Below are 13891 nucleotides of genomic sequence, written 5' to 3' on the forward strand. Positions count from 1 at the left end.
TTTCAGGCCTTGCAGCCGGGTGCGGTGGCGGCGGCGAGCATCAGCTCCGGGGACGCCGCCATCGCGCCGACCGGGTCGTAGGTGCCGTCGACGTCCTGCTGCGCCTGGAAGAGGGCTTGGCCGGCCTGCTCCTGGGCCGCCGTGTTGTCCGGCTTCGCGCGGTCGAGCTCGGTCTTCGCCCCGGCGGCGCGGTCGCGGGCCTGGGTGAACTTCGTGACGAAAGCCCGGCGGACGGTGTCGCCGAGCGGCACGGGCGCGGGCGGCAGCGCGGCGAGCTTGTCGGCGGTCTCGCCGGTGCGGGCCGCGATGCCGCCCAGCGTCACGCTGAGCGCCTTCTTCGACTCGGCGATCGACGTGGGCGTCGGCTGCTGGGGGTCGGCTTCCCGGTTGGTGCGCTCCCGGTAGCCGTGGACGGCGGAGCAGAAGCCGTCCGTCCAGCGCACGGCGGCCGGATCGGCGGCCGGCGCGGACGTGCTGGTCTCCACCGGCCTGAGGTTCTGGGACGGCGGGGCCACGGCCGGCGTGGTCCCGCACGCGGACAACAGCAGGCCGGCGCCGAGCAGAACAGCAGTCACCTTCATGGATGCCCCCTCGCGTTTGCCGGGTACACGCGCGAGCGGGCCGGAAGGTTGACTCAGGCGGCGGCGAGGGTGTCGCCCAGCGCCTGGAGGCCCTCGGCGGTGAGCTCGGCCCGCGTCCACTGCCCGACGGCGACGGCCCGCACGGGCCGGATCAGGCCGGCCCGGGCCAGCTGGTGGGCGGTCGCCTGGTCGCAGCACGGCAGGCCGTCGACCCGCAGGTCGGGTTCACAGCTGCAGGTGAGTTCGGCCCGCCCGGCCCCGACGGCCCGCAGCATCGCCATCGCCCGGCGATTCAGTTCGGTGGTCATGGTGGTCATCCCCCTCTGGTGGTGCTGACAGAGAGGAGACGTGGCCGCCGTCACCGAATACGCCACTTCGCCCACGGTCACCCGAACGGCGCTACGGGCGCTTACCCCACCGCTGGTCGTCCGGTTCCTCGCCGCGTTGCCGGATTTCGAGGTAGGCCCGGTCGACGGCGAAGCGGGCCGCGATCTCCGGCCCCTCGGCCACGGCGCCGTGCCCGGGGATCAGGACGTCGACGTGCTGGACGGCTTTTTCCAGCCGGTCGAGCGCGGCCGGGTAGGCGGCCTCCTGGCCCGGGCGGCGAGGATCGAGCAGCGGGATCAGGACGTCGGAGAGCATGTCGCCGGCGATCAGGACGCCCCGGTCGGCGAGCAGGAGAGCGGCGTGCCCGAGGGCGTGCGCGTCGTGCTCGAGAATTTCGCCGGGGATCGGGCCGCCGTCCGCGGGCAGCGGCGTGACGAGCGCGATCAGGTCAACGGGAATGTCCGGCGCGGTTTCCAGGGCCATGGCCCGGGCTCGTTCCCGGGCTTCGGCCGCGATGCCGGCGTTGGCGGCGGTGGCGTAGCGGGGGACGTCACCGAGGCGGGGGTGCCAGAGCAGGTGGTCGAAGTGCGGGTGGGTGGAGAACCCGGCGACGACGGGACTCCCGAGCCGGTCCAGGTCGTCGGCGAGTTCGTCGAATTCGGCACCGTGGATACCGGGGTCGACGACGATCAGCCCGTCGTCCGTCTTGACGACGGTGGTGTTGCTCCAGACCCACGCGCTCTGCCGCACCCACACGCCGTCGGCCACCTGATTCAGCATCGGCTCACCGTGTCAGGAGTCCCTGCCGGACGCAATCACCTCGGGCGACGGGGTTTGCCGTGTCTGCGGGGGATCGGGAGGTTGCCGGTTTACCGGAAATTCGGGCTTCTGGTTTTCGGCTCTTCGGCGTGGAAGCCGCGGCTCGACTGCCGGATCGCGGGGCGCGGATCCTGGGGCGCCCCCCCGAATACCAGTCTATCGGCCCCTTCCGACGAAAACTCCGGAAAAAGCACCGCCCGGGCCGGCTTGTCCACATCACGTACAGCCTGTGGAAAAGCAGACCCGGGCAGAGAACTCAGAGCCGTTCCTGCAATGCGTCCGCGGCGGCAAGGAGATCCGCCGCCCAGCGGGCTCCCGGCTTGCGGCCGATCCGCTCGATCGGTCCCGACACCGACACCGCGGCCACGACCGTGCCCGCCGAATCCCGCACCGGCGCCGAAATGCTCGCCACGCCCGGCTCTCGTTCCGCCACGCTCTGCGCCCACCCGCGCCGCCGGACCTCCAGCAGCGTCCGCTCGCCGAAGACCGCGTCGGCCAGGATCGTGCGCTGCGTGTGCGGGTCCGCCCAGGCCGCGAGCACCTTCGCGCCCGATCCCGCCGTCATCGGCAGGCGCGAACCCACCGGCACCGTGTCGCGCAGGCCACTCGGCGGCTCGGCGGTCGAGACGCACACGCGCTGGACGCCGTCGCGCCGGTACAGCTGGACGCTCTCGCCCGTGACATCACGCAGTTTCGGCAGCACCACGCCCGCGGCGTCGAGCAGCGGGTCCGTCGAACCGCCCGCGAGCTCGGCCAGTGCCGTACCGGGGCGCCAGCGCCCGTCCGGACCGCGGCGCAGCAGCCGGTGCACCTCGAGGCCGACCGCGAGCCGGTGCGCGGTGGCCCGGGGCAGGCCGGTCCGCGTGCACAGTTCCGCGAGGCCGCAGGGGTCGTCCGCGACCGCCTGCAGGACGGCCACTGCTTTGTCCAGTACTCCGATACCGCTATGCTGTCCCACGACCCGATACTAGCGTCCCGCACTTTGGGAAGTCCAGCATCTGGGAAAACCCTGAACTCGAGCTGCGCCCTCCTTCGCGGCTCGCACCCGGTTCCGCAGGTGCGCGCCCGAGTTCGACGACGAACCGTGGAAGGAGCCGGAGATGACCAGCCCGACCGGCAAGGCCCGCACGCTGGCGGAGAAGGTGTGGGAAAGCCACCTCGTGCGCCGAGGCGAAGGCGCCGAACCGGACCTGCTCTACATCGACCTCCACCTGCTGCACGAAGTCACCAGCCCGCAGGCCTTCGACGGCCTCCGCCTGGCCGGGCGGCCGCTGCGCCGCCCCGACCTGACCATCGCGACCGAGGACCACAACGTCCCGACCGTCGACATCGAGCTCCCCATCGCCGATCCGGTCTCGCGCACCCAGGTCGACACCCTTCGCCGCAACTGCAAGGAGTTCGGTGTCCGGCTGCACCCGATGGGTGACGCCGAGCAGGGCATCGTGCACGTCATCGGCCCGCAGCTCGGCCTGACCCAGCCCGGCATGACCGTGGTCTGCGGCGACAGCCACACCTCGACGCACGGTGCGTTCGGCGCCATCGCCTTCGGCATCGGCACGTCCGAGGTCGAGCACGTCATGGCCACCCAGACGCTGCCGCTGCGGCCGTTCAAGACGATGGCGATCACGGTCGACGGTGAGTTGCGGCCCGGCGTCACGGCGAAGGACATCATCCTCGCGGTGATCGCGAAGATCGGCACCGGCGGCGGCCAGGGCTACATCCTGGAGTACCGCGGCCAGGCCATCGAGGCACTCTCGATGGAGGCGCGGATGACCGTCTGCAACATGTCGATCGAGGCCGGCGCCCGCGCCGGGATGATCGCCCCGGACGAGACGACGTTCGCGTACCTGAAGGGCCGTCCGCACGCCCCGCAGGGCGCGGACTGGGACGCGGCGGTCGAGAACTGGCGGCAGCTGCGCACCGACGACGGCGCCGAGTTCGACGCCGAAGTGCACCTCGACGCGAGCGCGCTGACGCCGTTCGTGACCTGGGGCACCAACCCCGGCCAGGGCCTCCCGCTGGGCGCCGAGGTGCCCGACCCGGAGGCGATCCCGGACGAGAACGACCGCATCGCCGCTGAAAAAGCCCTGTCCTACATGGACCTGAAGCCGGGCACGCCGCTGCGGGAGATCGCCGTCGACACCGTCTTCCTCGGCTCCTGCACCAACGGCCGGATCGAGGACCTGCGGGCCGCGGCCGAGGTGCTGCGTGGTCGGAAAGTGGCGGACTCGGTCCGGATGCTGGTGGTTCCCGGCTCGATGCGGGTCCGCAAGGCGGCCGAGGAAGAGGGCCTCGACCAGGTCTTCACCGAGGCCGGCGCCGAGTGGCGCCAGGCCGGCTGCTCGATGTGCCTCGGCATGAACCCGGACCAGCTGAAGCCGGGGGAGCGCAGCGCGTCGACGTCGAACCGCAACTTCGAGGGCCGGCAGGGCAAGGGCGGCCGGACGCACCTGGTCTCGCCGCTGGTGGCCGCCGCCACGGCCGTCCGGGGCACGCTGTCGTCGCCGGAAGACCTGCTGACCGCCGCCCGCTGACCACCCGAGGAGCTACCGAACATGGAACCGTTCACCCAGCACACCGGCGTCGGCGTCCCGCTGCGCCGGTCCAACGTGGACACCGACCAGATCATCCCGGCGGTCTACCTCAAGCGGGTGACCCGGACGGGGTTCGAGGACGGCCTGTTCGCCGCCTGGCGCGGCGACGAGAACTTCATCCTCAACCAGGAGCCGTTCAGGAACGGAAGCGTGCTCGTCGCGGGGCCGGACTTCGGAACCGGTTCCTCCCGTGAGCACGCCGTCTGGGCGCTGATGGACTACGGCTTCAAGGTCGTCATCTCCGCCCGGTTCGCCGACATCTTCCGCGGCAACTCCGGCAAGGGCGGCCTGGTGGCCGCCCAGTGCGAGCAGCACGACGTCGAACTGCTCTGGAAGCTGCTCGAAAACGAGCCCGGCACCGAGGTCACGGTCGACCTCGAAACCAAGACCGTGCGGGCCAAGGACTTCACCGCGCCCTTCCAGATCGACGACTACGTCCGCTGGCGGCTGCTGGAAGGTCTCGACGACATCGCGCTGACGTTGCGCCATGCCGGTGAGATCGACAGCTTCGAGGAAAGCCGCCCGTCCTGGAAGCCGACGACGACGCCGGTGGCCGCAGGCTAGTCCGGTCGCGGGGCGGGATCGCTTGCGTGGCAAGGGATCCCGCCCCTTTCCGGGTTGCTGTGCCCGGCCCTCCAGAAGCCCTTGACCGGCCCTCGCCGTGCGGCGGAACCCTTCCCGGGGCAGGGGAAAGTTCCGCGCGCCGGTTGGATTTGTGCTGCCTGGGTAATACCGTGTCGCTAGCCGGCCGACGCGGCCGTGGATCCTTCCTGGAGGACTGGACATGGCCAACAAGGCCCAGCTGATCGAGGCGCTGACCGAGCGCTTGGGCGACAAGAAGGCCGCTTCCGAGGCGGTCGACGGTCTGGTCGACATCATCATCCGGACGGTCAACAAAGGCGAAAAGGTCAACATCACCGGCTTCGGGGTGTTCGAGAAGCGCGCCCGCGCAGCGCGGACGGCCCGCAACCCGCGCACCGGCGAAGCGGTGCGGGTCAAGAAGACGAACGTGCCCGCCTTCCGCGCCGGCACGACCTTCAGGGACGTCGTTTCCGGAGCGAAGAAGCTGCCGAAGGCCACCCAGGTCAAGCGCGCGACGACGGCCACCACCCGCGCGGCGGCCACGTCCCGCGCGGCGGCCGCTCCGAAGCCGGCCACGACGCGCGCGACGACCACGCGAACCCGCGCAACGGCGGCAAAGCCGGCCACGACGCGGACGGCGGCGGCAAAGCCGGCAACCACCCGCACCAGGGCGGCGGCCCCCAAGTCGACGGCGGCGAAGGCGACGACGGCGGCAAAGACCGCGGCGGCGAAGGCGACCACAGCGGCGAAGACGACGGCCGCGAAGGCGACCACAGCGGCGAAGACGACGGCCGCGAAGGCGACCACGGCGGCGAAGACCGCGGCGAAGCCGACCGCGGCTCGCAAGACCACGGCTGCCCGGACCCCGGCGGCCAAGAGCACCGCGGCCAAGACCACGGCGACCCCGGCGGCCAAGACCACGACGGCCAAGACCCCGGCGAGGCGGACTTCGACGAGGCGGACTTCGGCGGCGGCGAAGAAGGACTGATCACCCGAAACTGTCGGACCCCTGCGGTAACGTGAAATTAGGGGGACCCCCTGGGGGCGACCCCCTGCTAGACGAGCACCTTTTCGGCAGGGCCCAGCGCGATGTGCGCGGGGCCCTGCCGCACGTCCGGACCTTTGCGGCAGAAGCGGCCAGCCCGCCTGGAAGGACAACTCGCGTACCCAGCCAGTCGGTTCGCGTACCCAGCCAGTCGGTTCGCGTACCCGGACAGTCGGCTCGCGTACCTGGACGGTCGGCTCGCGTACCGGGAGGGTCGGTTGGCCTACCTGGATGGTCGGGCGCGCGGATCGAGCCAGGGTGCGGATGAACCGGCTGTCCGGCTAGGTAAACCAAGTCCCTGGTCCCGCGAACGAACTGCGGATGCAAGCGATCCGACTGTTCGGGCCCGTGAACCGACCCTCCAGGTAACGCGTTCCGACTGTCTGAGTACGTGAGCCGACCCTCCAGGCACGCCAACCGACTGTCCACGTACGCGAACCGGCGCCAAGCCGGGCGCTTGAGAAGTCACCCGCTGCCAGCACCGGCGTCCCGAACGGACACCGCGCGTCACCCGCTCGGCCCAACCCCGGCCCCGGGACCGGTTCCGCCCAATTTCGCAAAGTTGCTTGAGCGCCCGGCCGAGTGGTGCCACGCTGCGTTCCTCGGGGCCCGCGGGTGGCGCGGGCCGGCCGTGCGCGAGGCGAACCTGGGGGCGACCACCATCGACATCCGGCTGCTCGGCCCGTTCCAAGTGCTCGTCGACGGTGCGCCGGTCGTGCTGACCAGTTCCCGTCAGCGCGCGCTGCTCGCCACGCTCGCGCTCGCCGCCGGCCGCCTGGTTTCGATCGATGCCCTCGCCCGCGGCGTGTGGGGCGAGACTCCGCCCGCGCACATCCGGGGCAGCCTGCAGACCTACGTGATGCGCCTGCGCCGGCTCTGCGGCGAAGACACCGTCGTCACCGAACCGGAGGGCTACCGGCTGGTCGCCGACCCGTCCCGGGTGGACGTCCTGCGCTTCCTCCAGACCCTCGACCAGGCCGCCGCCGCGACGGAACCCGCCCGCCGCCGCGACCTGCTCACCGCCGCGCTCGACGGCTGGGGCGGCGTCCCCCTCGAGGGCGTCGGCTCGCCCGCCCTCGCCGCGGAATGGGGGCCGCTGCTGACCGAGCGGTACCTCTTCGCCGTCGAACAGCGCATCGACCTCGACGCCGGGCTCGTCCCCGACGCGCGGCTCGTCGCCGAACTCACCGATCTCGTCGCCCAGCACCCGCTGCGGGAGTCGTTGTGGGAACGGCTGGTGCGCGCCCTCGCCCGGTCCGGGCGCCGCGCCGAAGCGCTCGCCCGGTACGCCGGGTTGCGGGCGTTGCTGGCCGACGAACTGGGCGTCGAACCGGGCGAAGACCTGCGCCGCCTGCACGCCGAGCTGCTCGCCGCCGATGCCGATCCGGCCGTCCACACCGTCCCGCGGCAGCTGCCCTTCGACGTCGCGGGCTTCACCGGCCGCGGCCCTGAGCTGGCCGAACTCGACCGGCTGCCGCCCGGCGGTGCGTCCGGCATCGTCGTCATCGAAGGCACCGCCGGTGTCGGGAAGACGTCGCTGGCCGTGCACTGGTCCCACCGCGTCCGCGACCGCTTTCCCGGTGGCCAGCTGTTCCTCGACCTGCGCGGCCACTCCGCGGCCACCCCGGTCACGCCCGGCGCCGCGCTGGCCGGCTTCCTGCGTGCCCTCGGCGTCCCAGCCGAAAACCTGCCCTCCACTGTGGAGGAACGTTCGGCGCTGCTGCGCAGCAGGCTGGCCGGCAGCCGCACCCTGATGCTGCTCGACAACGCCCGCGACGCCGACCAGGTCCGTCCGCTCCTGCCCGGGCCCGGCAACCTCGTCGTGGTGACCAGCCGCAACCAGCTTCGCGGCCTCGTCGCCCGCGACGGCGCCCGCCGCATCGCGCTGCGCTCGTTCGACGACCGCGACGCGACCGCGTTGCTCGCCGGCAGCGTCGGGTCGCAGCGCCTCGCCGCCGAGCCCGACGCCGTCGCCGAACTCGTGCAGCTCTGCGGGCGTCTGCCGCTGGCCCTGGCGCTGGCCGGGGAACGCGCTTCGCGGTTTTCCGGCGTCTCGCTCGCCGGAATCGTCGAAGAACTCCGCGACCAGCGGCTGCGGCTCGACACCCTCCGCGACCCGCAGGACGCCGGCACCGACCTCCGGGCCGCGTTCTCCTGGTCGTACAAGGCCCTGCGCCCGGCCGCGGCGCGCTTCTTCCGGCTGCTCGGCCTGCACCCGGGCCACGGTTTCAGCCTCTCCTCGGCGGCCGCGCTCGCCGGCGTCGAGCTACGTGAAGCGCGTGAACTTGCCGATCAGCTCGCCGCCGCCCACCTGCTCAACCAGCCCGGGACCGACCGCTACCAGTTCCACGACCTCTTGCGCGTCTACGCGGGCGAGCTCGTCGAAACCGAAACGACGGAGGCCGAGCGCGCGGCGGCGCTGCGCCGGCTCGTCGACTGGTACCTCGCCAGCGTCGCCGAAGCGAACAAACTGGTCCGTCCGGACCTGCTCACCGAGGACATCACGCTCGACCCGCCGCCGCTGCCCGCCGTCCGCTTCGCCAAGCACGAGCAGACCATCGCCTGGTACAACACCGAACGGCAGGCCCTCACCGCGCTCGTCGGCATCGCCGCCGGTCACGGCTGGACCGCGCACGCCTGGAAACTCGCCTGGCTCCTGCGCGGATTCTTCGCCGAGCGCCACGACCGCGACGACTGGATCGCGACCGCGCGCACGGCCGTCGCCGCCACGCGCGACGCCGGCGACAGCACCGGTCTCCAGTACAGCGCCAACAACCTCGGCTCGGCCTACCTGCGCACCCTCCAGCCCGACCAGGCGCTCGAGGCGCTGGAGGAAGCGCGCGCCGCGTCCGAGAACGGCGACGGCACCGCGCTGACGGTGGCGATCCTGTCCAATCTCGCCGGCGCGTACTACGTCCGGGCCGAATACGCCGAAGCCGAACGCCACGCGCTCCAAGCCGTCCACCTCGCGCGCGACCACGGGCAGCGGACGTTCGTACCGCACGCGCTCCTCAACGTGAGCGCCAGCCGCATCGGCCTGCGCGACTACGACCACGCCGCCGAAGCCGCCCAGGCCGCGCACGAGGCCTTCGCGGAACTGGGCGACCGCTACCACGCGGCGCTGGCGCTGGGGAACGTCGCCGAGGCCCTCGAAGGAGCCGGCCGGCACGACGAAGCGGAGCGGGCCGGCCTCGACGCGCTCGCCGAGCTCAAGAAGCTGAACGCCGACTACGGCACGATCGACGTCCAGATCACCCTCGGCCGGCTGAAGCACCGCACGGGCCGCGCGCACGAGGCGGGCGGCCATTGGGCCGAGGCGCTGACGGTGAGCCAGCGCCTCGGCGACCCCCGCGTCACGGAGGTCCAAGCCCTGCTGGCCAAGATGCCGGCAGGAACCCCCTCGCCCGGAGATGCGCCGTACCCCTAGCCCGGCGCAGCCCAGCGGGACCCAGAGCAAGTACACCAAGATCGACTGTCACGGCGCTGTCTCGTGATGACAGCGCTCTCCGGCGGGGCTTTGGCGACGGCGCGCGGGGTCTCGCCGGACTGGGGTTTCGCAGTTTGAAGCCCGGCCGCCGCCGGCTGAAGATCGCGCCCGGCAGCCACTGCGGGGTCGACGCGGGAAACCTGGGGATCCGGCCGGCTCGAAACGGCCCCTACTCAGCCCCCACCCTCTCCGGGGGGCGTCCCAGGTCCAGTCTATCGGCCCCCACCGTCGAAACCGGCCGATCGGGGGCCGTCGGGCCGAGCTGTCCACATTGCGGCCCCGCTGTGGACTACCGGCTCAAGAGCGGCTGGGGGAGGGGGCCGGGAGGGCGCTCGGGTGGTAGTCCGCCGCCAGGAGCAGGGGGCCTTCCGAGGCCGTCGGCGGGCGGAACGACAACACCCAGAACGAGCCCTTCTTGCTCGGCACCGCTCCGCCGCGCGCTGCCGAAAGCTCCACTCCGTCGCGGTCCGCCAAGGCGCTCACCAGGTCCGGGATCACGCCGCCCTGGCTGCACACCACCGGGGTTCCGCCGTCTCCGGCCACCGCCAAGAGGCGCGCCATGCCCAGGACCGGGTCCGGCCAGTAGCCCTCTTCCGAGAACAACGGCTCGTGGCGCACTTCGCCCGCCAAGTCCTCCGCCACCCCGTGGACCGTCTGCACGCAGCGCAGCCGCGGGGCCGACAGCACCCGGTCCGGGCCGAACAACGACAGCACGCGGCGCAGCGCCGACGCCTGGCGCCGGCCCGCCTCCGACAACGGCCGGAGGTCGTCGTCGCCGGACCACTCGTCGCGTTTGCCCGCCTTCGCGTGCCGCACCAGCAACAGCGTCGTCAACCCCACCGGCAGCTCGCAGAACGCGCGCAGCACCCGGACGTCCTCCGGCCGCGTCAGCAGCTTTTCCGCGGCCGTCGGGTCCAGCCAGCGCAGCTCGTCGACCTCGTCGTTCTCCTCGAACTCGCCGGAAACCGCTTCCGCCGCGAAGTAGTCGACCGTCTTCGGGACCGTCCCGGACCCGTGGCGCGACGGCACCGGGTACGCCGTCCGGCCCAGGTACCGGCCCAGGACCGCCGTGAACCCGGTCTCCTCCCGCACTTCCCGCACCGCGGCCTCGGCGATCGTCTCGCCCGCGTCGAGCTTGCCCTTCGGGAACGACCAGTCGTCGTACCGCGGGCGGTGCACCAGCGCGACTTCCGTCGCGCCCCCGGCGTCGCGCCACAGCACCGCGCCGGCCGCCCGTACCTCTTGGGTCATCCGGCGGCCCCGTGCAGCTTCGCCAGCTCCAGCTGGTGGTCACGCACGCGCGAGCCGTCGGCCGGGAACGGCGACCACTCGCCGCTCGCGGTCAGCACCCAGCAGCGCGTCGCCGGGTCCAGCGCCGAGTCGAAGATGTTGTCGAGCTGCGCGATGAGCTTCGGGTCCTTGACGCGCACGAGCGCCTCGATCCGCCGGTCCAGGTTGCGGTGCATCATGTCCGCGCTGCCGATCCAGTGCGTCCCGCCCGCGCGGAAGTTGAAGATCCGCGAGTGCTCCAGGAACCGGCCGAGGATCGACCGGACGTGGATGTTCTCCGACAGCCCTTCGACGCCCGGCTTGAGCGTGCAGATCCCGCGCACCACGATTTCGACCGGCACCCCGGCCTGGGACGCGTGGTAGAGCGCGTCGATGACCTGCTCGTCGACCAGCGAGTTGCACTTGATCCGGATCCCGGCCTGCTGCCCGGCCCGGGCCAGCTCGATCTCCTCGCCGATCGCGCGCACGATGCCGCGGCGGATGCCGTGCGGCGACGTCAGGATCGTCCGGTAGGTGTCCTGGCGGGAGTAGCCGGTCAGGACGTTGAACAGGTCGGTGACGTCCGCGCCGATGCTCGGGTCGGCGGTGAACAGGCCGATGTCCTCGTAGAGCCGCGCCGTCTTCGGGTTGTAGTTGCCGGTGCCGATGTGGCAGTAGCGGCGGATGGTCGAGCCCTCCTGCCGCACGATCATCGACACCTTGCAGTGCGTCTTCAGCCCGACCAGGCCGTACACCACGTGGACGCCCGCGCGCTCCAGCGTCCGCGCCCAGGTGATGTTCGCCTGCTCGTCGAAGCGCGCCTTGATCTCGACCAGCGCGACGACCTGCTTGCCCGCCTCCGCGGCGTCGATCAGCGCGTCGACGATCGGCGAGTCGCCGGACGTCCGGTACAGCGTCTGCTTGATCGCCAGGACCTTCGGGTCGGCCGCGGCCTGTTCGATGAACCGCTGCACGCTGGTCGAGAACGAGTCGTACGGGTGGTGCACCAGCACATCACCCTCGCGCAGCGTCGCGAAGACGCTCTTCGGCGTCTCGCGCTCGCCGAACGCCGGGTGCGTCGCCGGCACGAACGGCCGGTCCTTCAGCTCCTTGCGGTCCACACTGGACAGCTGATGCAGGCAGGTCAGGTCGAGCAGGCCGGGCACCTCGACGACGTCGGCCGGGTCGACGTCCAGCTCGCGCAGCAGCAGCTCGAGCATGTGCTCGCTCATGTCCTGCGCGACCTCGAGGCGCACCGGCGGGCCGAACCGGCGCTGCGCCAGCTCGCGCTCGAGGGCCTGCAGGAGGTCCTCGTCACGGTCCTCGTCGACCTCGAAGTCGGCGTTGCGGGTGACGCGGAAGACGTGGTGCTCGGTGACGTCCATGCCGGTGAACAGCTCGCCCAGGTGCGCGGCGATGAGCTCTTCGAGGGGCAGGAACGTCGCCGTCCGGCTGGTGCGCTCGGTCTCGACGCGCATCAGGCGCGGCACGTTGCTCGGCACCTTGACCCGGGCGAAGCGCTCGGTGCCGCCTTCCGGGTCGCGGACCGTCACCGCGAGGTTGAGCGACAGGCCCGAGATGTACGGGAACGGGTGCGCCGGGTCGACGGCCAGGGGCGTCAGGACCGGGAAGATCTGTTCGGAGAAGTAGCTCGACAGCCGCAGCTGGTCGGCGCCGGCCAGGTCGGCCCAGCCGACGATGTGGATGTCCTCCTCGGCCAGCTGCGGGCGCAGGTGCTTCTCGAAGGCGCCGGTCTGCCGTTCGACGAGGTCCTGGTTGCGCTTGGCGATGTAGCCGAGCTGCTCGCGCGGGGTGAGCCCGTCCGCGCTGCGCACCAGCAGGCCGGTCTCGTCGCGGCGCTTCAGGCCGGCGACGCGGACCATGTAGAACTCGTCCAGGTTGGACGCGAAGATCGCGAGGAACTTCGCCCGTTCGAGCAGCGGCTGCGACTCGTCCTCGGCCAGCGCGAGCACGCGGGCGTTGAAGTCCTGCCACGACAGCTCGCGGTTGAAGTACCGGTCGTCGGGCAGCGTCTCGACGGCGGTGGGCGCGGTGGTGACCGCGGGCGGCGCCGACGGCACGGCCTGGAACTCCTCGGGGCCGCGCGCGTTGCCCTGGGTGGAGCTGCGCCGCCGCGTCGTCGCCGGGGTGGCCGCCGGCGACGTGGACTTGCGGGTGCGCGGCTTGCCGGCGGTGGCACGGGCGGCGGTGTCACGCGCGGTGGACTTCGACGGGACCTTCTTGGCGGCCGCCGGTTTGGCGCTGGTGGTCTTCTTCGCCGTCTCCGAAGATCCGCTGGCCGGGTTCCGTCGCCTCCGCTGTGCGGGCGTGCTGCCGTCGTCTGTGCTCACGGCCCCCATTCTTCACTACGCCACGGGGAATTGCGCAGGCCGCGGTGAAGGTCAGATGAACAGCTCAGCGCGCTACCGGGCACGGATCGCCGAGGTGGGCGGCGGTGTGTTTTCCGACACCGAGGGCACGGACGTGGGCGAGATCATCCGGGGTGTCGACATCGCTGCGCAGGGTCGGCAGCGGCTGGGACAGGGCGATCGCCCCGGACGCGGCGTGCAGCCGCGCCGAGCCGGGCCCGAAGCGGGGATCGAGGGGCTCGCCGGGCGCGGCGAGCAGCAGGGTGGTGCCGGTGCCCTGGCGATCGGCGACGAAGGCCCGGGTGCCGGCGGCCTCGGCGATGGCGGCGGTGAGATCGACGGCGCGCAGGGCGGGGAGGTCGGCTTGGAGGGCACCGACGACGGCGGCCGGATCGTCGGCTTTGAGCAGGGCTTCGCCGTGGCGGAAGGCGGCGTTGAGGGTCTTTTCGGCGGGTTCGGCGACGATCTCGACGCCGAACCCGCCCAGCTCGCCCAGCTTGGCGACGGCTTCGGGATCGGCGGCGACGAGCAGGACGCGCCGGACCCGCGCGCTCGCGGCCACGGCGGCGAGCGTGTCGGCGGCGAGCGCCAGGACCAGCCCGGGGTGGCGATCCGCCTCGACGGCGCCACGCAGCCGCGACTTGCCGTCGCGGGGGTGTTTCATCGGCACGACCAGATCCACGTCCACGTGTCCATCTTTACCCGAAAGCCGGGGTGGGCGGTGGTGGGCGGGGTGGGTTGTCCACAGGTGACGGGTGTTGTGGACAGGTTCGGGGTGGGGCGGGTTCGGGGCGGGGTTTTGTCGGGTGGGGGCGATA

11 protein-coding genes are annotated in these 13891 nt (G+C 72.1%); 4 read left to right on the forward strand and 7 right to left on the reverse strand.

Going from position 1 to position 13891, the window contains the following annotated elements; translation table 11 throughout:
• Positions 1-2 precede the first annotated feature (2 nt).
• The 4 genes from C2L58_RS02650 to C2L58_RS02665 all read right to left on the reverse strand — a co-directional run bounded on the left by C2L58_RS02650 (position 3) and on the right by C2L58_RS02665 (position 2685).
• Positions 3-581, reverse strand: a complete 579-nt coding sequence (locus C2L58_RS02650) for a hypothetical protein (protein WP_103335492.1) — start codon at positions 579-581, stop codon at positions 3-5.
• Between the two features lie 53 nt (positions 582-634).
• Positions 635-898, reverse strand: coding sequence for a hypothetical protein (locus C2L58_RS02655; RefSeq protein WP_441296286.1), 264 nt, complete (start codon positions 896-898; stop codon positions 635-637).
• 82 nt (positions 899-980) lie between these two features.
• Positions 981-1688: an MBL fold metallo-hydrolase gene (locus C2L58_RS02660; protein WP_103335495.1), complete on the reverse strand. Its 708-nt coding sequence runs from the start codon at positions 1686-1688 to the stop codon at positions 981-983.
• A gap of 295 nt (positions 1689-1983) precedes the next feature.
• The gene (locus C2L58_RS02665) at positions 1984-2685 is read right to left on the reverse strand and encodes an IclR family transcriptional regulator (protein WP_004560682.1); all 702 of its coding nucleotides are present in this window, start codon (positions 2683-2685) and stop codon (positions 1984-1986) included.
• A gap of 142 nt (positions 2686-2827) precedes the next feature.
• Here C2L58_RS02665 and leuC point away from each other — a divergent pair, with 142 nt between their 5' ends.
• The 4 genes from leuC (at position 2828) to C2L58_RS02690 (ending at position 9375) form a co-directional block, all read left to right on the forward strand.
• Complete coding sequence (gene leuC, locus C2L58_RS02670; protein WP_103335497.1) at positions 2828-4261, forward strand: 3-isopropylmalate dehydratase large subunit; 1434 nt, start codon at positions 2828-2830, stop codon at positions 4259-4261.
• Positions 4262-4282: 21 nt separating this feature from the next.
• Complete coding sequence (gene leuD / locus C2L58_RS02675; protein WP_103335499.1) at positions 4283-4885, forward strand: 3-isopropylmalate dehydratase small subunit; 603 nt, start codon at positions 4283-4285, stop codon at positions 4883-4885.
• A gap of 220 nt (positions 4886-5105) precedes the next feature.
• Positions 5106-5891 carry an HU family DNA-binding protein gene (locus tag C2L58_RS02680; protein WP_103335500.1) on the forward strand — a complete coding sequence of 262 codons (786 nt, stop codon included), beginning with the start codon at positions 5106-5108 and terminating at the stop codon, positions 5889-5891.
• A 619-nt stretch (positions 5892-6510) separates the two neighbouring features.
• Positions 6511-9375: an AfsR/SARP family transcriptional regulator gene (locus tag C2L58_RS02690; RefSeq protein ID WP_103335503.1), complete on the forward strand. Its 2865-nt coding sequence runs from the start codon at positions 6511-6513 to the stop codon at positions 9373-9375.
• Between the two features lie 357 nt (positions 9376-9732).
• Here the strand turns inward: C2L58_RS02690 and C2L58_RS02695 are convergent, their stop codons facing one another.
• Genes C2L58_RS02695 through cofC form a run of 3 tightly spaced genes read right to left on the reverse strand, consistent with a single transcriptional unit; the run spans position 9733 to position 13761 of the window.
• The gene (locus C2L58_RS02695; RefSeq protein ID WP_103335505.1) at positions 9733-10686 is read right to left on the reverse strand and encodes an NUDIX hydrolase; all 954 of its coding nucleotides are present in this window, start codon (positions 10684-10686) and stop codon (positions 9733-9735) included.
• Complete coding sequence (locus C2L58_RS02700) at positions 10683-13064, reverse strand: RNA degradosome polyphosphate kinase (protein ID WP_199191063.1); 2382 nt, start codon at positions 13062-13064, stop codon at positions 10683-10685. The genes C2L58_RS02695 and C2L58_RS02700 overlap by 4 nt, the downstream gene beginning before the upstream one ends.
• Before the next feature lie 55 nt (positions 13065-13119).
• Positions 13120-13761, reverse strand: coding sequence for a 2-phospho-L-lactate guanylyltransferase (cofC, locus tag C2L58_RS02705; RefSeq protein WP_103335507.1), 642 nt, complete (start codon positions 13759-13761; stop codon positions 13120-13122).
• Positions 13762-13891 lie beyond the last annotated feature (130 nt).

It is taken from the genome of Amycolatopsis sp. CA-126428, assembly GCF_002904335.1.
GTDB lineage: Bacteria > Actinomycetota > Actinomycetes > Mycobacteriales > Pseudonocardiaceae > Amycolatopsis.